Source organism: Nostoc sp. NOS(2021) (assembly GCF_017115025.1).
In the GTDB taxonomy this organism is placed as follows: domain Bacteria; phylum Cyanobacteriota; class Cyanobacteriia; order Cyanobacteriales; family Nostocaceae; genus Nostoc.
Genome location: NZ_JABXKM010000306.1, coordinates 1 through 23,678, shown reverse-complemented (window position 1 = coordinate 23,678; position 23,678 = coordinate 1). Strand labels below are relative to the sequence as shown.

Annotated in this window: 19 protein-coding genes; 9 read left to right on the top strand and 10 right to left on the bottom strand. The window is 43.1% G+C overall.

What is annotated here, in order from left to right; all coding sequences use genetic code 11:
* Positions 1 to 49 precede the first annotated feature (49 nt).
* The 3 genes from HWQ41_RS29740 (at position 50) to HWQ41_RS29730 (ending at position 3,060) form a co-directional block, all read left to right on the top strand.
* A complete protein-coding gene (locus tag HWQ41_RS29740; RefSeq protein WP_292771015.1) occupies positions 50 to 250 on the top strand; it encodes a hypothetical protein in 201 nt (66 codons plus the stop codon).
* A 221-nt stretch (positions 251 to 471) separates the two neighbouring features.
* Complete coding sequence (locus HWQ41_RS29735; RefSeq protein WP_292771013.1) at positions 472 to 1,710, top strand: phosphotransferase; 1,239 nt, start codon at positions 472 to 474, stop codon at positions 1,708 to 1,710.
* Between the two features lie 261 nt (positions 1,711 to 1,971).
* The gene (locus tag HWQ41_RS29730; protein ID WP_292771011.1) at positions 1,972 to 3,060 is read left to right on the top strand and encodes a T3SS effector HopA1 family protein; all 1,089 of its coding nucleotides are present in this window, start codon (positions 1,972 to 1,974) and stop codon (positions 3,058 to 3,060) included.
* Positions 3,061 to 3,212: 152 nt separating this feature from the next.
* On the opposite strand, the gene HWQ41_RS29725 is transcribed toward HWQ41_RS29730, so the two are convergent.
* From HWQ41_RS29725 to HWQ41_RS29715, 3 genes are all read right to left on the bottom strand, one after another.
* Positions 3,213 to 3,848 carry a hypothetical protein gene (locus tag HWQ41_RS29725; protein ID WP_292771009.1) on the bottom strand — a complete coding sequence of 212 codons (636 nt, stop codon included), beginning with the start codon at positions 3,846 to 3,848 and terminating at the stop codon, positions 3,213 to 3,215.
* On the bottom strand, positions 3,838 to 4,527 hold the full coding sequence (locus tag HWQ41_RS29720) for a DUF262 domain-containing protein (protein ID WP_292771007.1): 690 nt from the start codon (positions 4,525 to 4,527) through the stop codon (positions 3,838 to 3,840). The genes HWQ41_RS29725 and HWQ41_RS29720 overlap by 11 nt, the downstream gene beginning before the upstream one ends.
* A 522-nt stretch (positions 4,528 to 5,049) precedes the next feature.
* Positions 5,050 to 5,754 (bottom strand): Uma2 family endonuclease, encoded by a 705-nt coding sequence (locus HWQ41_RS29715; protein ID WP_292771005.1) that lies wholly within the window; start codon positions 5,752 to 5,754, stop codon positions 5,050 to 5,052.
* A 346-nt stretch (positions 5,755 to 6,100) separates the two neighbouring features.
* Between HWQ41_RS29715 and fbp the strand changes: the two genes are divergently transcribed.
* The 4 genes from fbp (at position 6,101) to opcA (ending at position 11,781) form a co-directional block, all read left to right on the top strand.
* Positions 6,101 to 7,150 (top strand): class 1 fructose-bisphosphatase, encoded by a 1,050-nt coding sequence (fbp, locus tag HWQ41_RS29710; RefSeq protein WP_292771003.1) that lies wholly within the window; start codon positions 6,101 to 6,103, stop codon positions 7,148 to 7,150.
* A 328-nt stretch (positions 7,151 to 7,478) separates the two neighbouring features.
* The gene (gene tal, locus HWQ41_RS29705; protein ID WP_292771001.1) at positions 7,479 to 8,624 is read left to right on the top strand and encodes a transaldolase; all 1,146 of its coding nucleotides are present in this window, start codon (positions 7,479 to 7,481) and stop codon (positions 8,622 to 8,624) included.
* A 142-nt stretch (positions 8,625 to 8,766) separates the two neighbouring features.
* Entirely contained in the window at positions 8,767 to 10,296 is a 1,530-nt protein-coding gene (gene zwf / locus HWQ41_RS29700; protein ID WP_292770999.1) for a glucose-6-phosphate dehydrogenase, read from the top strand.
* A 108-nt stretch (positions 10,297 to 10,404) separates the two neighbouring features.
* Complete coding sequence (gene opcA, locus HWQ41_RS29695; protein ID WP_292771094.1) at positions 10,405 to 11,781, top strand: glucose-6-phosphate dehydrogenase assembly protein OpcA; 1,377 nt, start codon at positions 10,405 to 10,407, stop codon at positions 11,779 to 11,781.
* 111 nt (positions 11,782 to 11,892) lie between these two features.
* Here opcA and HWQ41_RS29690 read toward each other — a convergent pair whose 3' ends face one another.
* Positions 11,893 to 12,528, bottom strand: a complete 636-nt coding sequence (locus HWQ41_RS29690) for a glutathione S-transferase (protein WP_292770997.1) — start codon at positions 12,526 to 12,528, stop codon at positions 11,893 to 11,895.
* A gap of 205 nt (positions 12,529 to 12,733) precedes the next feature.
* On the opposite strand from HWQ41_RS29690, the gene HWQ41_RS29685 reads away from it, so the two are divergent.
* Complete coding sequence (locus HWQ41_RS29685) at positions 12,734 to 14,161, top strand: cobyrinate a,c-diamide synthase (RefSeq protein WP_292770995.1); 1,428 nt, start codon at positions 12,734 to 12,736, stop codon at positions 14,159 to 14,161.
* A gap of 258 nt (positions 14,162 to 14,419) precedes the next feature.
* Here the strand turns inward: HWQ41_RS29685 and HWQ41_RS29680 are convergent, their stop codons facing one another.
* Together HWQ41_RS29680 and HWQ41_RS29675 are read right to left on the bottom strand one after the other, a co-directional pair.
* Positions 14,420 to 15,052 carry a DUF4241 domain-containing protein gene (locus HWQ41_RS29680; RefSeq protein ID WP_292770993.1) on the bottom strand — a complete coding sequence of 211 codons (633 nt, stop codon included), beginning with the start codon at positions 15,050 to 15,052 and terminating at the stop codon, positions 14,420 to 14,422.
* A gap of 89 nt (positions 15,053 to 15,141) precedes the next feature.
* Entirely contained in the window at positions 15,142 to 15,564 is a 423-nt protein-coding gene (locus HWQ41_RS29675) for a cyclic nucleotide-binding domain-containing protein (protein WP_292770991.1), read from the bottom strand.
* Positions 15,565 to 15,971: 407 nt separating this feature from the next.
* On the opposite strand from HWQ41_RS29675, the gene HWQ41_RS29670 reads away from it, so the two are divergent.
* A complete protein-coding gene (locus HWQ41_RS29670; RefSeq protein ID WP_292770989.1) occupies positions 15,972 to 16,622 on the top strand; it encodes a pentapeptide repeat-containing protein in 651 nt (216 codons plus the stop codon).
* 803 nt (positions 16,623 to 17,425) lie between these two features.
* Here the strand turns inward: HWQ41_RS29670 and HWQ41_RS29665 are convergent.
* From HWQ41_RS29665 to HWQ41_RS29650, 4 genes are all read right to left on the bottom strand, one after another.
* The gene (locus tag HWQ41_RS29665; RefSeq protein WP_292770987.1) at positions 17,426 to 19,861 is read right to left on the bottom strand and encodes a DHH family phosphoesterase; all 2,436 of its coding nucleotides are present in this window, start codon (positions 19,859 to 19,861) and stop codon (positions 17,426 to 17,428) included.
* A gap of 42 nt (positions 19,862 to 19,903) precedes the next feature.
* Positions 19,904 to 20,962, bottom strand: coding sequence for a serine/threonine-protein kinase (locus HWQ41_RS29660; protein ID WP_292770986.1), 1,059 nt, complete (start codon positions 20,960 to 20,962; stop codon positions 19,904 to 19,906).
* Between the two features lie 675 nt (positions 20,963 to 21,637).
* Positions 21,638 to 22,540 carry an alpha/beta fold hydrolase gene (locus tag HWQ41_RS29655; RefSeq protein WP_292770984.1) on the bottom strand — a complete coding sequence of 301 codons (903 nt, stop codon included), beginning with the start codon at positions 22,538 to 22,540 and terminating at the stop codon, positions 21,638 to 21,640.
* Positions 22,541 to 22,747: 207 nt separating this feature from the next.
* A partial coding sequence (locus tag HWQ41_RS29650; RefSeq protein ID WP_292770982.1) for a WD40 repeat domain-containing protein occupies positions 22,748 to 23,678 on the bottom strand: 931 nt, incomplete at its 5' end.

The window sequence follows — 23,678 nt, the reverse complement described above, 5'->3', positions numbered from 1 at the left end:
AGAAAAAAATCATGACTAATTCCCTAAAAAGTCCGGTTTTTTTAGCTTTGTGATGATAAATAAAAATAATAGCGTTGAATGTCATGCTTCCTACCGCGAAGGATTACTGAAATTCTTCGCTGCTTTCAGAATGACTACTGAACATCAAACAACATCTGCCGCCAATCAGTTTTTTGCTGGGGATGCTTCTTTGCCACAAAAAAAGGAGATGAAGCTACATCAAAAGGCTCTACCACAAAACTTGCTCTAGATGTATCTAAATAACTCTGCTGAGAAAGTGTAAAGATGTCACGGTATCTGAGAGCAAATTTTAAAGGAATTGTAAAGGACTTGGTGCCATTTTGGCAGTTTTTTATCCCAAATATGGGATATTAGTAGATTGTACAAATCTTTATATCTACCGCAAGCTGCTAAGACTAAGCAAATTTGACACAGATAAGTTTAAGTAATTTATGAAGTAGGAAATAATACATGGTATTATCACTGTCTTCTCATAACGTTATCCAGTATCTGCAAGACGTGGGTCTGTGTAGCTCAGAAGATGGCGCATCAGATAAATCTGAGTTGCCGGGAAGTAGTAAGAACAATCTCGATTTACTAGTGACTCTAGCAGATAATCGCAAACTGCTCCTTAAACAAGAACGTAACATCAACAATGATGCGCCGCCCCATGAGTTATTTAAGGAGTGGCTGTTTCACCAGTTGCTCCAGCAGTTTCCAGTTCTCGGCAATATTTCAGCGCTCGCACCATTGGTAGTGCATTTTGACGAAGAAAATTCTATCCTCGTCCGCAATTACCTGAGTGAATATCTGGAACTTGCGACATTCTACCACAACAATGATATTTTTCCACAAGAAATTGCCTCTGCGATCGGCACTACTTTGGCGGGACTGCATCGCGCAACCTTCAACCGCCGAGAATATAAGGATTTTATGGCAACTGCTCCCCAAGGAGAGTTTCGCTATGGCTTTTACAATCCGGCGCAAGGGCTAGGGTCAATTGAACCAGAGATTTTTGGGACTGTTCCCACAGATGCGCTGAAATTCTATGTTCTCTATCAACAGTACGAGAGTTTGGAATCTGCGATCGCAGATTTGGCATATGATTGGAATCCTTGCTGCTTGACTCACAACGACCTGAAATTGAACAACATTTTGGTTCATTCCAGGTGGGAGAAACTAGACAATTGCCTAGTACGACTAATTGATTGGGAAGCTTGTTCTTGGGGAGATCCAGCCTTTGATTTAGGAACTTTGCTGGCAAGCTATTTAGGAATTTGGCTCAAGAGTCTTGTAGTAGACCCCACCATTGAGTTAGAAGAATCTCTACATCTGGCGTTGACACCTTTAGAGATTTTACAACCTTCAATTATTGCCCTAATTAGGGCTTATATAAATACTTTCCCGATGATTTTGTCATACCGCAGTGACTTTATTTCGCGCGTTATCCAGTTTGCGGGGCTGGCACTGATTCATCAAATTCAGGATATGATTACGTGCCGTAAATACTTTAATAATGCTGACATCTGTATGCTCCAAGTAGCTAAAAATTTACTCACTATGCCGGAGCAAGCTGTGCTGACCATTTTCGGGATATCAGAGTCAGAAATCCTGAATCCTGTAGCAAAAATCCATAAACTTTCTCAACCTGTAAAAGAGCAACAGTTACTTCGCATTTATTACGAAAAAACTCGGCTTCGCGGTTGTTAATGGCAGGATATAGAACAATTTAAAAGCCAGCTTCTAAATTAAATTAGACATTTTTAATTGTTCTACGTGTTATTTACCCTATGATAATTATCAGAGGATTTTTGCCCCTGAGTGGTTTCTTGAAGAAGAAGTCAGAATTCAGGAGCGGAGCTTGAAATTGCTCCGCCACTCATACAGAATTCATGGCTTTATTCTGACTCCTGACTCCTGAATTCTGTTTTGATGATTTTGGATTTTAAAGTTTTAGTTCTGAATGGATTAATGCTAAATTACTGTATCAATCAACCCCTAACTTCTCTATTTGACATTGCTAAGAATATCCAGATTGAGTCAAATTTTTGTATTTCCCATCCTAATTATCAACCCTTTGCTCTGCCGACTAAAATAGCCGACAGATTTCAGCACAATTCTGTAGATTTACAACAGAAGTATCTCACTCTACTGCTGCGAAACTTTCTGTATGGAATCTATTACAATGGCTCCCTGCAAAGTACTTTGGCAGTCAATAGTGATAGTAGTAATCGCCCGCCAAAGCATAATTTAGCAGATAATTCCATTTTGGAGATTGATTGGAACTTTTACGAGCAATTGCACGCCAGTAATCACAGCATAGGTTACTTTGACCCTCGATGGCAGGTGTTGCGGAAAGAACCTGATGGTACTATGGCGGTGACTAAAGGCGGTTTAACACTTTATGTTGAGCCAGACTGCCATCTAGAATCCAGTAAGAAATCTACCAAAGTGGGTGACATGGTAGCAATCTGGATGCCCAAAAATCGACTGCAAAATGGTTGTTACTTGGCAGTTAGTAACGTCGGACAGGAACACCAGAGCAACCCCGATGCTGATTTGGGAGCAGGGCGAATTTACTTTAACTTTACGGCATCTGGTGCGATCGCTCTCATGGAAAGCCTGACACTGCGATTGAATGCAGCCTCGATTCCCTTTAGCTTTCAGGTTCTCCACAATCCCTGTGCATACGGACGCTATGATTCGGGGCTACTCTACTTTGAACTCCCCGACTATCCAGCAATCCGCACAATCCTTCAGGCTATTTATCCAGAAAATCAATCCCATTTCCAGCCCGAAATTCCCTTGTTTACAAAATTTTTAGCGCCAGGGTTAGGTTTAGCCGAAGAACCAACCCAAAAATTTGCAGCACAAGAAAGTTTTGGGATGAACCGTTGCCAAATTGTCGCTAATGCTTTATTAGAAGCTTGGCAAAAAGGTAAGAATGCAATGGAGGAACGCATGAGGGTTATTGACCAACACTTTACGCGGCATACAATTGACTTGCAGCGTCCTTATCTTAATCCAAGTTCTAAGGATATATATTACCCCCTAAATTGATCATGTTGTTGGCGAAGTAACAGGGGGTGTTACCAGTCTGGTGATTATCTGTCACTGAGGTTACACTTTCATCTAAAGGCGATCGTCAACTCTGTGTTTTGCTCCCAGCAGTGGGAGCAAGTGCCGTAAAACGAGACTGACGCATCTTGGTTTTAGGTAGATATGAATCTAAAGTCGCTCATAAAGCTAAAAAGTGATGCCATCTCTTTCAAGTTTTCCAAATTTTCAATTTTAGAGCCACTGGTATCAATATATAAATCTTCTAAATCGCTGTTATTAAGATCCAGTCGTTTAAACTTTTTAATTTTTCCTGTTACTCTAGAACTCAGTTGATCAAGTGTTCCGATAAATTTTAAGCCAGCTAGACGGGTAATTGCGGAATCCTCATCGTCCTTAATTCTCTTGGTTAAAAAATTAAGGACCATGCGGATTGTCTCATTTTCATTATCTGAGTGATATTCTGAACCATCTAGAAAAAATTTAACATCATCTGTATTATGGCTGGGTCTAGGGGATATTTCGCTTGATGGGGTATAAAATCTATGGTAGAGCTTATGATCCACAAAATCAGCCTCATCAATTGTCTCAATTGTTTGACCTGAAGAATTACATAATGGCTTGGAATTGAAGTGTTGCTGCTTCTGTTCTAGCTTTTCCAAGTATGGCTGTGGATTCTCTATAATTAGATTAAGTTTATTTTTCCAAATTCCTAGACGTACATTCAGTTTAGAGCTTGTTGAGCGTGAAACAGCATCTATAAAATTGCGATCATAAGAACTATGATTCATATAAACTAAAGAATCGCAAAATTAACTCAACATCAAGCATTCTGTTTTTGTCTGGCTTTCCCTCTTTTACGTTGTTAAATTTTGAGAAAGGCTCTAATATTTCTCTATAGATGGGAATATGCCTGCACTTGAGCAAAAAATCATTAAAATTCCCATGAAACATACAGTTTCTTAATTCTTGAGCATTAAGAGAAACTGATCCGTTATTGAGTCTTCCAAATACTTCAAATTGTATTTCTGGGTGGGTATCACTTTCAATGATAATGATATTGATTTGGCGTTCCCAAAACAGACTACTTATACTGGGTGGAAGTGTTAAAAAAGTGTATTGGTTTAATTCTGGTAAATTTTCAAGACCTGCGAGTTTGAGAGTTCCCTTCAGAAAGTTCTCAAGAGTAGTGATTCTTTGAACTCCGTCAATTATTTCAAAGATTTTTTCGCCTGTCTCATTACTGAATTTTTCTAGTAAGAATAAAGGTGGAATTGGAATATCCATAAAAATAGATTCGATAAATCGGTACTGCTTTGCGCTATCCCATACAAAAGTTCGCTGGTAAGTTGGTATTCCGATTTTCTTATTATCACAGTCGTTTATTAAATCTCTGACTGTGCGAGTTATTGTATTTTTAACAACTCTTACTTTTTTTAACCGTATTAGAATGTCTTGTTCTACTGGCATATATTTTGTATTAGATTTATTTGATTTGAAATTCAACCTTACGTAACTTAAATCTTACACAGCAACCGTACAATAGCGTAATTTTGCTAATTTATTAATATCAGTGAGTAAATGGTTTCCACCAAAAGCAGAATCTAGGTTTGCATATTTGCATTACTACAGTACCTTTACAACACTCACTACCTGTCCCGAATGTGCGAAGCAAAAATAATACTTCAAAAGGACAATCAGCTTATTTCTCTTTGCCATAAAATAAACCTCGTCTATTTTAAAACTTGGAGTAGTGCCAATAGGGTTCCGTTAAGAATATTTGTAGGTTGGGTTGAACGAAGTGAAACCCAACAAACTCTGCAATATGTTGGGTTTCGTTCCTCAACCCAACCTACACATTTTTATTTTTTGGGCTTAACCGAACCGTATTGGGAGTAGTGTGGGCATCTTATCCGCTACTACCCGCAGGGAGCAAGATGCGATGCTCCCACTACTTTTAAAACTATGGTTCTCAAAATAAATATGGTTTATTTAGAGATTATTCGGGTTGATTCCCTTGTGTTGTAATCTCGCTAAAAGTTCCTGAAGCTGTTGTTGAGCTTGCTCTAGTTGTTGCTGTTGCTCAATTGTTGTTTCTTCTGGTGTTGAGTATCTATTACCATTTTCGTCATACCAATACAACCATTCTCGCGTGATTCTTTGGTAGGTTCCCCGTTCACGTCCAATACCTAAACCAATTTCCGGCATCCAGATTTTATCGCCTGGTTGTAAAATATATTCACCATTAACTAACCGATAAACTTCTAAACGCTGACGCTTACGACGTAAGCGGGTTGGTGCATAAATTACGTAATATAAAATGCCTAATTGGGCATAATCTAATTTTTTTTGTTCGTATTCAAAATTGTAAGTTTGGCAAACAATTTCTAACGATAAGATTGGGGAAATGCCATCTTCTTCCCAAAATACATAACTAGAACGCCCATTTTCTCCAACAAAACGTTCTACACCCAAACTGAGAAACCCATCGGGGACAATGGCAGGTTTATTGACTGTATAATAAATACCCATATTGATCCCAAAAAACCAATCATCACGGGCTTGCCAAATAGCAGCTAATATCGCTAACAATAAGTTGGGAATTAATATTTGCAGTTCGTTATCCACAGGAGTATCATCAGAATCGGGCAATTCTGCTGATGAAGGTAGGCACTCTAATGGATTGTAATTGAACATAAGCAGTAAGCAGTTCTCAATCCCAAATGATAAATCTAAACCTGTTTTCCCATAACTTCAGGGTAGCTCAGGCTGCACATAATACTTAGTGGCTTCCTTGCCTTTATTACTTTTTGTAGTCACTTGATTTAGGTAAATCATTGACTCAATATTGGCAATATCTACGGCAAGCAACTACGTATTTAGGCTCTGGGCGCAAGGGTCACTAAAAATTCATTTCTTTAGTTTATCTAAAGTCGCATCTAAGTTCTCAAATTACCTTTCTAAGATAGAGGCAGCAACTACTATAAGTTGCTATACACGACTAAAACCCAACTAACAGCTAGTGGCTGCGGAGAACATAAAAATGGCTAAAGCGCCAGAATCTTTAGACTTATCTACCTACGACGCTACAGACAAATCCCTAGATCGTGATTGTACAACCTTATCCCGTCACGTTTTACAGCAACTTCAGAGTTTTTCGCCAGATGCACAGGATTTAAGTGCGCTGATGAATCGTATCGCCCTAGCCGGCAAACTGGTTGCTCGTCGCATGAGTCGCGCCGGTTTAATGGAAGGCGTTCTCGGATTTACTGGGGAAGTTAATGTCCAAGGCGAATCCGTCAAAAAGATGGATGTTTATGCCAATGATGTATTTATCTCAGTGTTTAAGCAAAGCGGCTTAGTCTGTCGCCTCGCTTCTGAGGAAATGGAAAATCCCTATTACATCCCCGAAAATTGCCCCATTGGACGTTATACCCTGCTGTACGATCCAATTGATGGCTCATCCAACACTGATAACAATCTCAGCTTAGGTTCCATTTTCGCCATTCGCCAACAAGAAGGAACTGATAGCGATGGTAAGGCAACTGACCTCCTCACCAACGGTCGTAAGCAACTCGCTGCCGGATACATTCTGTATGGGCCTTGCACGATGCTGGTTTATACTATAGGTAAGGGGGTTCATTCCTTTGTCCTTGATCCCAGCTTAGGAGAGTTTATTCTCACAGAAGAAAATATCCGCATTCCTACCCACGGGTCTGTTTACAGCGTCAACGAAGGTAACTTCTGGCAGTGGGAGGAATCAATTCGAGAATATATCCGCTACGTTCATCGCACAGAAGGCTACAGCGCTCGTTATAGCGGCGCAATGGTGAGCGACATCCATAGAATTTTGGTTCAAGGCGGCGTGTTTCTCTACCCAGGTACAATTCAAAACCCAGATGGGAAATTGCGCTTGCTTTATGAAACCGCTCCTCTGGCCTTTTTAATTGAACAAGCAGGCGGTCGTGCTACCACAGGACTGATGGATATTTTGGATGTAGTGCCGAAAAAACTGCATCAGCGCACGCCTTTAATTATTGGTAGCAAAGAGGATGTCGCAAAAGTGGAGTCTTTTACTCAAAACGGACATTAGTATCCCAAGGTAGAAGACAAAAGAAAATAAAGCTTTATTTACAAGCTTTTTCAACTGGATAGTTATTTTTGCCATACTGCATTAGAAGACGGTGACAAAAGCATCAAGGATGCGTCTAGCCTCTGGCATTAATTAAAAGTTAATCATGGTGATTTAGGATTGGAAATGGAGAATAGCACTTCTTAAAGATGTATTAAAGATTATCTCAGCTGGCCGATGCGATAAGTGATTGGCAACGCCACAATTCAAAAGTCACCATCAAAATTTGATGGGTTTTGCTGACTTCACTTGGAAACATCACTATACAGGAGTGAAACAAATTAGAGCTATGGCTACCAATCATCTACTAGAAATTAAGCAATACGGTCAAAGTATCTGGATCGATAATTTGACCCGTGACATTATTCAATCAGGCGAACTCAAAGACCTGGTTGAAAATCAAGGGATCTCTGGGATTACCTCTAACCCAGCTATCTTTGAAAAAGCGATCGCTGGTAATGTCATTTATGATGCCGATATCGAAGCCGGAGTTCGGGCTGGCTTACCGATACAGAAAATTTACGAATCCCTAGTTTTTGCAGATATCCGTAATGCCTGTGATATTTTACGCCCAGTTTATGAAGCCTCGAATAGACTAGATGGTTATGTGAGTATGGAAGTACCACCAACCATCGCCCAAGATACTGAAGCAACAATCGCCGAAGCCCGACGCTATTTCCAAGAAATTGGTCGGGAAAATTTGATGATTAAAATCCCCGGTACAGAACCTGGCTTGCCAGCAGTGGAACAGGTGATCGCTGATGGTATTAATGTCAATATTACGCTACTGTTTTCTGTAGAAAGCTACATCAACACGGCTTGGGCTTATATTCGGGGCTTAGAAAAACGGGTGGCTGATGGTAAAGACATCAGTAGAATTGCTTCAGTTGCTAGTTTCTTCCTCAGCCGGATTGATAGCAACATTGACGGCAAAATTGATGCTAAGTTGAAAAAAGGCGTTGATGATATTGCCGTGGAAGCAAGGCTCAGAGCTGTTAAAGGGAAAGTGGCGATCGCTAACGCGAAGATTGCGTACCAAGAATACAAGAAAATCATTAAAAGCGATCGTTGGCAAGCCTTGGCAGCCAAAGGAGGCAAAGTACAACGGCTACTTTGGGCTAGCACCAGCACCAAAGACCCCAACTACAGAGACGTGATGTATGTCGAAGAGTTGATTGGACAAGATACCGTCAACACCGTACCGCCAGCGACGATTAAAGCTTGTGCCGATCATTGTAACGTAAGCGATCGCTTAGAAACGGATGTAGAAAAAGCTTACACGCTGATCGAAAACCTCAAAGATCCCGACATCAACATCGATCTCGATGCCGTAATGGATGAACTGTTAGTCGAAGCTATTGACAAGTTTATCCAGCCCTTCCAGTCCTTGATGAACTCTTTAGAAGAAAAGATCAAGGTATTGTCGCCAGTGTAGGGGCTAGGGATTGGGAATTTGGGATTTTGGATTTGGGATTTTGGATTGGACTTCAATCTAAAATCCCAAATCTAAAATCTAAAATCATTTCCCAGTCCCTAATACCCAATCTAAAATCCCAAATCCAAAATCCCAAATTCCTATGGTTAGTCTGCTAGAAAATCCCTTGCGCGTTGGTCTGCAACAACAAGGGATGCCCGAACCCCAGATTATAGTCATTTTTGGCGCTTCTGGTGATCTCACCTGGCGCAAACTAGTACCAGCACTTTACAAATTGCGGCGAGAACGGCGTATTCCACCAGAAACTACCATTGTCGGTGTGGCACGTCGAGAGTGGAGCCATGATTACTTCCGTGAACAGATGCAAAAAGGCATGGAAGAGGCGCATCCCGATGTCGATTTAGGGGAACTCTGGCAAGACTTCTCTCAAGGACTCTTCTATAGTCCTGGGGATATAGATAACCCCGAAGGCTACCAGAAACTGAAAACCTTATTGACTGAATTAGACGAAAAACGGGGCACGCGAGGGAATCGGATGTTTTACCTCTCAGTTGCCCCCTCATTCTTTCCCGAAGCGATTAAGCAGCTAGGAAGCCTCGGGATGCTAGAAGATCCCTACAAACATCGTCTAGTAATTGAAAAACCCTTTGGCCGAGACTTGGCTTCTGCCCAGAGTCTTAACCAAGTGGTACAGAAATTTTGCAAAGAAAACCAAGTATATCGTATTGACCACTACTTGGGTAAAGAAACAGTCCAGAATTTGCTGGTATTTCGCTTTGCGAATGCGATTTTTGAGCCGTTGTGGAATCGTCAATTTGTTGACCACGTACAAATTACCGTGGCAGAAACCGTGGGAGTGGAAGACCGGGCTGGTTACTATGAAAGTGCCGGCGCACTGCGGGATATGTTGCAAAATCACCTCATGCAACTTTACTGCTTAACGGCGATGGAAGCACCCAACGCAATGGATGCCGACAGCATCCGCACCGAAAAAGTGAAGGCACTCAAAGCTACCCGTTTAGCTGATGTTCACAATCTGTCGCGGTCAGCAGTACGCGGTCAGTACAGTGCTGGCTGGATGAAGGGTGAAGCAGTGCCAGGGTATCGGACAGAACCAGGCGTTGATCCCAACTCCACCACACCCACCTATGTAGCGATGAAGTTTTTGGTAGACAACTGGCGCTGGAAAGGTGTTCCTTTCTACTTGCGTACCGGGAAGCGGATGCCGAAAAAAGTCAGTGAGATTTCGATTCACTTCCGCGAAGTTCCGTCTCGGATGTTCCAATCTGCCGCCCAACAGGTAAACGCCAATATTTTGGCGATGCGGATTCAGCCGAATGAAGGTATTTCCCTGCGTTTTGATGTCAAAATGCCGGGGGCAGAATTCCGCACCCGTTCCGTTGACATGGACTTTAGTTATGGTTCATTTGGCATCCAAGCAACATCCGATGCCTACGATCGCCTATTCCTTGATTGTATGATGGGTGATCAAACATTGTTCACACGGGCGGACGAAGTAGAAGCAGCCTGGCAGGTAGTAAATCCAGCCCTTTCCGTTTGGGATGCACCCGCCGACGCAAATACTATTCCCCAGTATGAAGCCGGTACCTGGGAACCAGCAGAAGCAGAATTCTTAATTAACCAGGATGGCCGGCGCTGGCGCAGACTCTAAATATTAGTCATTAGTCATTAGTCATTAGTCACTAGTAAAAACAAATGACAAATGACAAATGACAAATGACGAATGACAAAATCCAAAATCCAAAATCCAAAATTCCTTATGGCTCCCCAAGCTTCTACAATTTTTTCACTTCAGGCACCAAAAGATATTTCGCTGAACGAATTAGATGCGGAACTGAGTCAAATTTGGCAAAGCTACGGCATTAATGGCGATAACGGTGGGCTTCCTGCTGCTACTCGGGCTACTACATTTACCTTAGTGGTTTACGAACCGGAAGAAACCCAGTATCTTTTAGCTACTTTGGGATTTTACAACGGCCCGCTTGACGGAATTTTAGGGCCTCAGATGGAAGCTGCGCTGCGGCAAGTGCAGAGAAAATATGCACTGCCAGATACTGGAGTAGCAACACCTCAAACCCTGGCTGTCTTGAGAGAAGAATTTGCCAAACGTCAAGGAAACGGGGCTACGGGGGATAATGGTTCTGGTAGTATTCCCAGCTTAAATGCCCCAAGCCCCAGAATTGCCGATGAAATCGCCCTCCGCAACCCCTGCCGCATTATTGCGCTATTTCCCATTGCTGGCGAAGATGAAGGGGTCAAGGCTCAAGTTTCTGCCTATTGCCCCATCCAAAAGCAATCGTCAAGCACACTAATCTGTTGCGAGTATATAACTCTCAGTGGAACTGCTACTGCCTTGGAACGCATAGGGGGCATGATTCCAGCATTGTTAATTGGTGGCTTACCAAAGTTTGTCTGGTGGAAAGCAACACCAGACCCAAACAACAGTCTATTCAAGCGGCTGGCAGCAGTCTGCAATAATGTTATTGTGGATTCTTGCCGCTTTAACGAGCCAGAAAGTGATTTACTCCGCCTACAAGAGTTGGTAGAAAGTGGTGTTCCCCTAGCTGACTTGAACTGGCGTCGCCTTGCATCATGGCAAGAGTTGACAGCTGAAGCCTACGACTCACCCCACCGTCGCGCGGCGCTTAGGGAAGTTGATCGAGTAACTATTGATTACGAAAAAGGCAACCCCGCCCAAGCTTTGCTATTTTTGGGTTGGCTGGCAAGTCGTCTAGAATGGCAGCCAGTTTCCTATCAAAAGGAAACCGGAGATTACGACATCACTCGCATTCGCTTTATTGCCCAAGATCAACGGCAAGTAGAAGCCGAATTAGCGGGTGTTCCTCTTGCTGATGTGGGTGAGATTGTCGGCGACTTGATTGCCTTGCGCCTCAGTTCGACCAATCCGCAGGCAGACTGTGGTACAGTAATCTGCTCGGAAACTGGTGGCTGTATGCGGATGGAAACCCACGGTGGTGCCCAATCTGACGGTTTGTTTCAACAAGTGACTTCACTTTCGGAACAAAAGGCGGAAGCATTGCTGAGTCAGCAGGTGCAACGTTGGGGCCGCGAGTCACTTTTTGAAGAAAGCCTGGGAATTACAGCGAATATTTTCAAATTGGAAACAAATAGTTAGCTTCGCCTGGAAAGAATAAAAGTTACCAAAATTGCGAAAATCAAACAGAAGCTCTTCAGATTTTTGGATATTCCAAAAATCTGGAGGGTTTTTCTATTTTCCTTCCCCAAATTATTCAAAGGATACGTTGTATGTGCCTCCACGCTCAAGCGCCCGTTTGTAAGGAGGTCGCGCATGAATGCGCTCGACAAATTCTTTGAGCTTTGGCCGGTTCTCGACCTGTTCTCTGAGCGTGGCGACTACTTCGAGGGGAAAGCTCATTTGGATATCGGCGGCGGTAAATTCCTCGCCCGCAAACCACGTACTTTTACGGAGTTCGCCTTCTATGTAGTCAAAGTGAAGTTTGATCTGGGGCGCGACGAATCCGCTAACAACGCTGCTGTCCCCTGCCCCGAAATTATTCAAGACCGTCCGCATCACCAAGGGTAGCATTGCAGAGCCTTCGGCGTAATGCAGCCAATACGTATAGCGCAGATGCTCCGGCGTACCGGATGCCGGGACTAGCCGACCATTACCGTAGCGAGCAACTAGGTATTCGATGATGGCGCCCGACTCAGCAACCGTGAGGTCTGCATCTGTGATCACTGGTGACTTGCCGAGCGGATGGACTTGGCGCAGCGACTCCGGTGCCAGCATCGTCTTTGCATCGCGTTCATAGAATTTGATTTCGTATTCGATACCTAATTCCTCAAGCAGCCACAGCACACGCTGCGATCGCGAGTTGTTAAGATGATGCACAACGATCATAAAACGTTCCTCTTGTAGTGGCTTATTGCTATCCGAGCTCGGCTAATCTCTAACTATATTATTAGACAGACTTTTTCAGCCTAACTCCCCTAATTGGCTGGTTTTCTTCTTTCTAATTGGTATAAGTTGGAGTTAGTTGGTTTTGCTTTTGCAAAAAGCGACGATAGACGCACAGGCAATAGTCAATTATCCGTTTGTTTCATTTATGACTTTAGTCATTGCCGGGGAACGTAGTGGAGTGGGTAAGACAACAGTTACGCTCACCCTTTTAGCATCTTTACGCCGTCGCGATCGCCTGGTGCAATCTTTCAAGGTAGGCCCAGACTACATTGATCCGATGTTTCATCAACACGTAACTGGTCGTGCTTGTCGCAATTTAGACCCAGTATTGACTTCCGAAGCCTACGTCCAGCAATGTTTTGCCCGTCATAGCCAACTGAGTGAATATGCTCTAGTGGAAGGGGTAATGGGGTTATTTGATGGAGTGAAGGGGAGTAGGGAGTGGGGAGTGGGGGAAGAAGAATTAATAACCAATGCCCAATGCCCAATGCCCAATGCCCAATGCCCGACAGACTTTGCGAGTACGGCACACATCGCGCGGCTTTTAAATTTACCTGTGGTGTTGGTGATTGATTGCAGTCGTTTATCTGGTTCTGTCGCTGCGATCGCTCACGGCTACCAGTCTTTTGATTCCCGAATTAAAATAGCTGGGGTAATATTAAATCGCGTCGGGAGCGATCGCCATCTCTCTCTGCTCAAAGATTCCCTAGAACCCTTACAATTACCTATTCTCGGCGTGCTGCGTCGTCAAGATAACATCACAATTCCCGATCGCCATTTGGGTTTAGTACCCACAGCAGAACTTCCCGAACTCAATGCTTTAATTGATCGCCTCGCCGATTTAGGTGATACTTGCTTCGATTGGCAACGCTTATTACCTTTATTAAAATCCGAACCTCTCCCTCATCCCCCTCATTCCCCTCATCCCTCATCCCCAGTCAGGATTGCAGTAGCCCGCGATCGCGCTTTTAATTTTTACTACCAAGATAATCTCGATTTGCTGCAACAGCTTGGCGCAGAACTGGTTTTCTGGAGTCCTTTAGAAGATGCTGGTATACCAAAAGATGTGCAGGGAATGTATTTTGGCGGTGGTTTCCCGGAAGTTTTTGCCCAGCAACTAGCAGAAAATACCAGCGTTCGTGATGCAGTGAAAACAGCAATACTTAAAGGAATGCCTACAATTGCCGAATGCGGCGGATTGATGTATTTATGTGAGCAAATTATCGATTTTGAGGGTAAATCTTGGTCGATGGCGGGAGTTCTACCAACATCTGCTGTGATGGGTGGGCGTTTAACTTTGGGGTATCGTCGTGCAGTAGCTTTGCAAGATAATCTGTTAGTTAAGGCAGGTATAACAGTTTATGGACATGAGTTTCATCGTTCCCATTTAACCTTAACTCCCACTCAGCCCCTATTTGAAACTTCTCGCTACGATTGTGACGAAAATATGGGATGCGAGGGATGGGGTTTACCTGCAAATGTTCATGCTTCTTATGTGCATCTGCATTGGGGAGAAAGTGTAGAGATTCCCCAGCAGTTTCTCCAACAATGTCTGGATTTTAAATTATATTAACTCTCAAGCTTAACTAAAATAAAAATTTATTTTAGAGGTTGTTTGAAAAGTATTGGGCAAATAGAATTCGCTACTACACAAGCAAAGTCCACCTCTGTGGAAAGCATGAAAAATCAACGGTTTCAAACCCACGGAGGCGGTCACTGAGCTTGCGTTGCCCTGAGCTTTGTCGAAGGGTCGAAGTGTGGGTTTTGTCTGTGTAGCCGCGATTTCCTTTTCTCCTGGGCTAGTAATAAATTAGACTTTTCAAACATCCTCTTAGACTACTTCAAAATCAGTTATAACGTTCACGATTTTGTGACTGGCATTGTATCCAAAGTAAGTAGCATAAACGCCATCACCCCAGCCAGATGAAAAAGCAATTACATTTGCTTGATTTAATTCACCTACAGATAGATTAGCCCAGTCCCACGTAGGGCTATAATTTTTTCGTAGTTCTTTAAGCAACTGAGTGTTCCAATTTTCTTCTAGTTCATCAATAATTTCAGCAACACTAGCATCCATAAAGCAACCAGTTCCAGAGTCAACACCGTAGCCAAATATTTGCGCTTCTTCTAAAGAATTTAAGTTTTGACTTGAGATAGCTGCTATCTCCCATCTCACAGCAGGTTCTTCACTCAGTTGAAGCATTGCATAAGCAACCCTTTTATCATTTCTACCATTCTTGTTGTGAATATGAGCGACGCTTAAAATAACTGGGTAACGACCTGGTAAAAAACTTCCTGTAAATGCTTCTGGATTCCAAAGTGTTAATGGATCGCAAGCCAATAATTTACCGGAAATTAAAACTAATTCACCTGCTTGATGATGTGTCAAATATCTTTGATTTAAACCTTGAGTTGATACTATTTGTTCTGTTAAAAATAAGTGAGAAAAATCGGGAATACTCATCTATTAATTTCCCTTTTAAAAATATCGTCAATCACAGTTTTATAAACAATCGAACGACCATTAATTAATGACTCTGTGAGGCTGCCACATTAATTAATGTTTTCATTCAGCCCACGAATCAAACGAGAGAGTTCACGAATGATGTTGACGGCAATTTCGGGAGTTTCTTCGATCGCATCATACAGTTGCTCTTGCGTCAGTTCTAAAAATTCACAAGGTTCCAAAGTTGTTGCGGTGGCGGAACGAGGTTGAGTATCAAATACTGCCATCTCACCAAAGTATTTTCCCTGTTCCACCTCTGCAAGTTGTTTATTCCCAATGTGAACTTTAACTCGACCTGACACGACAATATAGAGCGATCGCCCTTCTTCTCCTTGTCGAAATATGGTGTAATTAGCTGGAAATGACAATTCGTTCATTACTGAAGTGAGCCGCACAATAAAATCATCCCGCAATTCCTTAAAAATCGGGACTCGCCGGACAAATAATAAACGGTCAACACTGGTTAGCATAATTACACGTTAAATATCAAATATTACTGTAAATTTTCAAACTGAAGCCAGAGCGCAATTAGTCATATTAACCGATGTTGAACGCTAGCCGTCAAGAATATCCCAAAATTTACCGATAGAAAACTACTTAGCATCTCTTCAATAACAGCGATGCCTACGGCGGTAAACTACGCACAGAAGCTTCTCAAACAATAGCTCAGTATTAGGTATTATCTCATTGCTCTGAAAACTCAAAATTTTTGATGGGTGCTATCCAAAAAGATTTTTTAATCACTTGAATTTATCAATTTGAATCAAAATAATATTTGCTCTTATCAATCAATTTATCTAAAGTGAGAACAAAGCAGATTATTGATGGCTCCTATAAAAGCAAGCCCACTACTACGAATCATCATAGGAAGGAACTAATGAATCAATCAAATTCTAAAAAATTAACTCAGTGGATCGTCACAGCAGTATTTCTGGTACTTGTAGCAGGATTTTCTCTGCTTGACCAACCCAGCGTTAGAGCTCAAACACTAACACCATCCATACCTACAGACATACCTACAGAATCTGAACTAGCTCCAGAAATATCTCCAGATACATCACCAATGGAGTCTTTAGCAGCACCAGTAATATCTCCGGTTGTATCCCCAATAGTGTCTGTAGCAGAAAACGTGAGACATTTACTACAAACCAATGAATGTGTCGGCTGTAACCTAACTGGAGCAATGCTCAAGGACGCAAACCTGCAAGCGGCAAACTTGGAGGGTGCTAACTTACAAGATGCAGACTTAGAAAGGGCTAACTTACAGCAAACAAATTTACAAAGGGCTAACTTTCAAGGAGCAGATTTAGGCAAGGTAAACCTTTTGGGAGCAAACCTTTTGGGAGCAAACCTATTTGATGCAGACCTAGAGAAAGCCAACTTTATGGGAGCAAACCTGCAAACGGCTAACCTACAGGGCGCGGACTTGGAAAAGACAAATCTCACAAATGCAAACATCCAGGGGGCTAACCTGATGGGCGTTGATTTGGAAGATGCGATCAGACCGGAAGGATTCGCTATTCAGTAATTAAACTGAAGTTTTGCGTGCAAATTTAATAAAAAATTTCAATTGCCTGATTCAGTAATGAATACAGGCTTTACTTTAATATTTTAGGACTTATAGCAATCCGATTTGATTCCTGAATCACTCGTAGAGTAAGGGAACGGGGAACAGGGAAGAAGGAATAAAGATAGGACTTACGCAAAACCACACGTTGTAGGAGCAATTCATGAATTGCCCCTAAGAAGAAAATCACTCTTTTCGGCTATTGTTTGCGTAAGTCCTGAAAGATATACTGAGTTTTTTTCAAAAATCAAATCGGAGTCCTATACATCACAATACGCTTGGGTTAAGCATTTTTTTCTTCTCTCTGTTTCCTCTGCGCCTCTGCGGTACCCTGCGGGAAGCCGCTTCGCGTCTACGTTAAAAAAATTGAGTTTGACAAAGAGTTTTAACCTTAACTGAACCGTATTGCTATATATCATGTCCGCATAATTAGTTATGATTCCCACAGTCATTGCACCCCACACGCCAGATGCAACAAGAGTGGCTGGCTCACCTTAATCCCCTCCCCGCAAGCTCTTAGGGGAGACGAAGCGTAGCTTTGGCTCTTTGGGGTTCTTCGGGTTTAATAAGTAATTAAGCGGACATGATATTACGCAAAACTAGACGCTGTAGGGGCAATTCATGAATTGCTCCTAAGAAGAAAATCATTCTTTTCGGCTATTGTTTGCGTAAGTCCTGTATTTGAAAGGTCGCGGCGATCGCACCGACTTGTAATCAGGGCTTCAGCCCTCACTACAAACCTTTAATTATTTACGCCGACCTACTTAATTGTCGTAGCTGGCGATCGCCACAATAGTAGATAAAGGCACTTGTGCAAAATACTGTCGCTGAAATTGTTCTTCTCGGACAGCAGCTAAAAATCGTGCAACTGCTGCATCGGCAGAGTTTTCGGCGCTATCGCTTGGATGCCAGGTGATTTGCAAATAACGGTCTTGTCGTTTGACTGTGAACCCTAAATATTTTAAAGCTTTGAGTCCTACAAGTAAGGTTTGGTCGCTGATGCCAATTTTCTCTAAAAGTTGGACGCGGGTAACTAGTTGATTTGTGCGACTAAGATATTTGGCAATTCCGACAAGAGTCAGCCAAATTTGATTGGGTGGTTGGGGGTTAGGTTTAGACCAAGCGATCGCTAGTTGTTGCTGATTGTCAAGCCCAGACGTAGAGCGGCTTATCGTTAGACATCGCCGCAACCACGCGCGTAAATCATCCCAATTTGCGGGACAATCTTCAATAATCAGTGCTGTTAGCGGATAGCTAGGGTTTAGCCCGTGCTGAGTGCTAAGTGCTGAGTGTTCCTGATTCCGTAAGTCTAAGATGAGTGGGGAGTTCCGAGTGTTGAGTGTTGAGTTAACACTAGGACGCACGGCAATTAATCTGATTTCATAACGTTTTTTAAAGGTGTTGTAATCTAGTTCTGCTATGCAATCACACCTTCCTACAGGCAATTCATCTTTGTAGTGTCCCCACCATATACCAGGAAAAACACTTCTGCTGGAATCATCCCGAATGTCAAACTCGGTTTTAATGTACTGTACCTTTTTCCCTTGCCAATCCTGCTGATTGCGATGCCAAGAATTTTCAAACCAGCAGTTTTGAATTAGCAATTTCGGAACAGGATTACCCATTCCACAAGGTTCTAGCAGTTTCAGTTCTAAAAATAACTCTTTCCCCAAGTCTGCTACTGTTAGTGTCAAGTCTGTTTGCACGGTTGGCGTTAGGGTTGTACTACCTAAAGATTGCCGCAACTGCTGATTAATCGCGGCTGTAAATAAAGGAATGTTCTCCACCAACAAACTCAAACCGGCTGCAAAGGGATGTCCCCCAAAACGATGTAACAAATGTGCTTGGTCTTTCACCAGTTGGTATAAATCGACAGAATTCACCGAACGAGCAGAACCACGAGCTAATGCGAGTTCTAAGTGCTGAGTTCTGAGTTCTGAATTAGAAGATAAAGGAGTAATTTCTCCCCCTGCTTCCCCTGCTTCCCCTGCTACTTCCGTACTCAACAAAATAGTCGGGCGACCTGTTTCTTGTGCTATCTGTCCGGCGACTAAGCCCAATACACCCGCAGGCCATTGGGCATCTTCTAAGACTATGACGCTGGTGGTTGATAAGTCTAATTGAGTAAGTTTTTGTGCTACTTGCGCTTGCACATCTTTTTGTAAAGATTTGCGGCGGGTATTTGCGAGTTCTGTAACTTCGGCTAGTTCGTTACAACGTTTGGCATCCCGACTAGTTAATAATTCAACGCAAAAACTGGCATTACCTTGGATGCGGCTGACAGCGTTAATTCTTGGCCCCAAACCAAAGGAAATATCTGTGGGGCGATCGCCATTTTTCTGGCACAATTCTAATAATCGCCCCACCCCCGGACGCCGCCGCGCTGCTGCTGGCTGTTGAAAATCTGCTTGCAGTCGTTGAATTCCCATCTGTGCCAAATAGCGACAATCTCCACTTAACTGCACCAAGTCGGCAATTAATCCTACTGCTACTAAATCTAATAAATCCTCTAATGGATATTTTGCCACATTAGGCAGAGTTTGATATAGTGCTTCCACTAACTTATAAGCTACCGCCACCCCAGAAAGATGAAACAGCTGATGTTCCCTTGGCAAATAGCGGGGATTGATAATCGCTGCGACAGGTGGGCGTTCGGCGGGTAAGGTGTGATGGTCTGTAACTATTACATCTATGCCTAGCTGTTTAGCATAGATAATTTCCTCAATGTTTGTACTACCTGTATCGCAAGTAACGATTAATTTACAACCTTGTTTTGCTAAGTTATCAATCCCTTGGTTATTAAGTCCGTGGGATTCTTTGAGGCGATTAGGAATGTAGTAAATTAACTGAGTATTTTGTTTGACAAACTGCCCCAATCCATCCCAAAGTACAGATGTGGCGGTAATGCCATCAGCATCAAAGTCTCCCCAGATGGCAATTTTTTCTCTGGCGTTATATGCTTGTTGCAACCGTGCGATCGCTAGGTGCATTTCTTGCCCAAACTCAAAGGGACTTGCTGGTTGATAAGCTTTATGGTTGATAAAAGCTGTTAATTGTTGATCATCTTTAATTCCCCGTTGCCACAACAATTGCGCTGCATATATTCCACTGGATGCGGGTGTATGCTGTTTCACCGCTTGGATGAACCACTCCGGGGGTTGTTCGCTTGCTGCTATAGTCCACTGCTGTTGTTCTGGCATACTAAAGTTAGGAGTTAAGAGTTGGATGCGACCTAATTAATCTTAATGTCCAGTATTTTCTCGGCAACTTGAGCTTAAGTCAAAGCCTTGGCATTCTCTAGCTTCCAGCAATTGCCTGACTGCACCACCAGGCTGACAACTCATCAAAGTTGCCCCCACAGCAACCAGTGTAACAACAGTGGCTAGTCCCAGCACAGTAGCTCGTTTTCTAAGTTTGATTGTACTGACTAAAGTATCTATCCCGGTGGCAGTACCAACAACCTGAATTGGCTGAAGTGCTTTTAAAGCAACAGCCGCATTCGCATAGCGACGTTTCCGATTGCGTTCCACCATTTTCATCAACCACGACCGAAAACGCGGACTGATGTAAGGAACTAATTTCTGGAAATTAAAGCGATAGTTATCATCAATTAATTTCCCAATCTCAACAGAACGGGTATTAGTAAGTAAGCAAATCAATGTTGCTCCTAAACTATATAAATCTGATGCCTCAGTCAGGGAATGACCAAACTGTTCCTCTGGTGGCATAAAACCTGGGGTTCCGGCTACAAAGCTGCTAAAAGCTATTTTTGCACCCTGTATCCTAGCCAAACCAAAATCAACCAGATAAGCATTTAGTTCTTCATCAACCAAAATATTTTCTGGCTTAATATCCCGATGAATAATTGAGGGAATTTGCTCTTGCAGGTAAACTAAAATTTCTAAGATTGACAGAGTAATTTGTTTAATTTCTTCAGGATGAAAGCTGCATCTTATACCCAAGGATGGGGCATTCTTATATTCCTGTACCATATAAAAAACCCCTGGTATTTCAAAGGAATCTACATAGCGAGGGATGCGGGAATGATTCAGTTTTTGCAAGATTTCAATTTCGCGCTCATAGGCTTTCACACCCGACAAATCAGCACCTGCACGAGCAAAACAAAACTCTTTAATCACCACCTGTTGATTAGAGTTGAGGACATTAGCTAAGTAAGTAATGCGTCCTCCTTCTCGGTTGCGTCCTAGTTCGTTAATGACTTGATAGCCTTGTTCGGAAAAATCTGGATGGTGACTTAAGGGAATTACCCTTTTATGTCCATTACGCACATCAAGCTCCATTACATTCACCAAATGAGTTTGATTTTTTCAAAGTGCAATAAAAAAATAAGAGTGACTCACCCAGATTGTTAGCCGCATTTTTACCTTGTACGCACCGAGGTGCATAGGCACAAAGTTATTCTTGGTGACGGACACTTTGCTCAATAGACCTTTTGCAAAAGTCGAACACCCGCCCGAAAATAAATTTTCGGGCTAATAGCTCAAGGTGGTTTAAACGGACTAATGACAGTAGTTTTAGTCCGTTTAAACGGACTTTTACTATTAGCCAGAGACTTGAGTTTCTGGCGGTTAAAGTATTTTCGCAATAGGTTTAATGTCACAAGCAAGTGTTTTTAATGGCAAATTGCCTTAGTCTTTGCGTTTACCAGTTGTGAGTTAGGAGTTAAGCTGAAAAACATCTAATTTGCATAACCGAATTAAACATAACTCTTGTGGGGTAGGCAACATGAGCGCCCTAATTATGCAAGTTGAATGTGGAACAACTTATGAGTTATGAGGTAGTTATCAGTTACGAGTAAAACTTCTATATCAATCCTATTTGATTTGTAAGAATTGCAAGCCGCAGATCCCCAACTTCATAAAAGTTGTCGGGGATCTTGTTTCTTACGAATGATTCAGGATTGCTATAATAACTCTTCACTTCTAACTTCTAACTCCTGACTCCTCACTTCTGACTTAGCACTCTTGATGTTGCGCTAGCCAATCGACAATCTGGGCATTGACAACATCTGGAACTTCATCGTGGGGACAATGACCGGCATTGGGAATGGGAACAATTTTGATTTCTTTGCCATTCTCACGCGCCTCTTCGTAAATCTTTGCCCCGGTAATTGGTGTCCAAGGATCGTCAGCACCCCAAATCACTAATAAAGGACGTTCTACTTTAGGCAATAGTTCCTCTGGACTTGGGCCAGGAGGTGCTGTGAGAATGGAGGCGAAAACTTGTTGCGCTCCTGGGTCGCAAGAGGGAGTATAAAGTAAATCGACTAATTCATCGGTGACGGCTTGGCGATCGCGGTAAACTTGGTAGAGGGTACGGCGAATTTGGGCTTTTTGGCGGATGCGGTTATAGACAAATTTACCTGTAATTGGCGATCGCACAAACCGGTTAAAAGCTGCCATCACAATCCGTAGCGGTGGGTTCAATTCGTGGGGACGATGACTCAACCCACCCGCAGAGTTAATTAAAATACCACCAGCAGCAATTTCTGGATGTTCTACCAGTACTATTAAGCTCAAAAGTGCGCCGATGGAGTTGCCAATAAATACAGCAGGTTGGTGTATATGTGCTGTGCAGAAATCTTTCAGCAGTTCCACCCAAACTTCCACACTGTAATCAATGGGCGCTTTATCAGAACCACCAAAACCTAAAAGGTCTATAGCAAATACCTGGTAGCCAGCATTAGCTAAAACTGGGATATTTTTGCGCCAGTGTCCAATGGAAGCACCAAAGCCGTGAACCAGTACCAGAGGGCATCCTGTACCCATGACAGTATACTGAATTTTGTAGCCCTGCCAATTCCAAAAGAATTTTTCAAAGGCGTCTTGGGTTGCAAACTGCTGTGTAGTTACAGTCATTAATAAGATTTATAAAGTGTTTCTTCAGGGTAATTGAAACTGTGGGAGATTTCAAAACCCTTCATATAAATGAAGGGTTTTAGCATCAGTTTCCGGGAATTATTTTACACAATTTGTGGAAGAGTAAGTTCACCACCTTACTCATCAACTTTCCTTGGATGTGTTTACCCCCTAGTAATTTTTCTCCCTGTTCATTGGTGCCCTTCCTTACCCGCGTATTTTACTCCAAACATATTTACGGCAGACTTCGCAGGCGGCTTTTGCTTCCTCAGTTTGCGGATTGGTGAAGATGGGATGGTAACGTAACCTGTCACAACAGACTTGCAACCATGCACGCCAGTCACCGCGCCACAACCGCACTGTGCCGTCTTCACCGCCACTAACAATCGTCTGCCCATCGGCGCTGATGGCGACAGAATAGACATAACCCTCATGACCACGCAATGGTTCAGCTAAGGTCTGACCTTGGAGGTTCCACAACCGTACCGTACCGTCATCACCGCCACTGACAATCGTCTGCCCATCGGCGCTGTTCGCATCGCGTTGCCCAGCAAAGGCCACAGAATAGACCCAACCCTCATGACCACGCAATGGTTCAGTTAAGGTCTGACCTTGGAGGTTCCACAACCGCACCGTGCCGTCAGTACCGCCACTGACAATCGTCTGCCCATCGGCGCTGATGGCGACAGAATAGACATAACCCTCATGACCACGCAATGGTTCAGCTAAGGTCTGACCTTGGAGGTTCCACAACCGCACCGTGCCGTCAGTACCACCACTGACAATGGTCTGCCCATCGGCGCTGATGGCGACAGAATAGACATCACCCTTATGACCACGCAATGGTTCAGCTAAGGCAAGACCTTGGTGGTTCCACAACCGCACCGTGCCATCACTACCGCCACTGACAATCGTCTGCCTATCGGCGCTGATGACGACAGAATAGACCCAACCCTCATGACCACGCAATGGTTCAGCTAAGGTCTGACCTTGGTGGTTCCACAACCGCACCGTGCCGTCAGTACCACCACTGACAATCGTCTGCCCATCGGCGCTGATGGCGACAGAATAGACCCAACCCTTATGACCACGCAATGGTTCAGCTAAGGTCTGACCTTGGTGGTTCCACAACCGCACC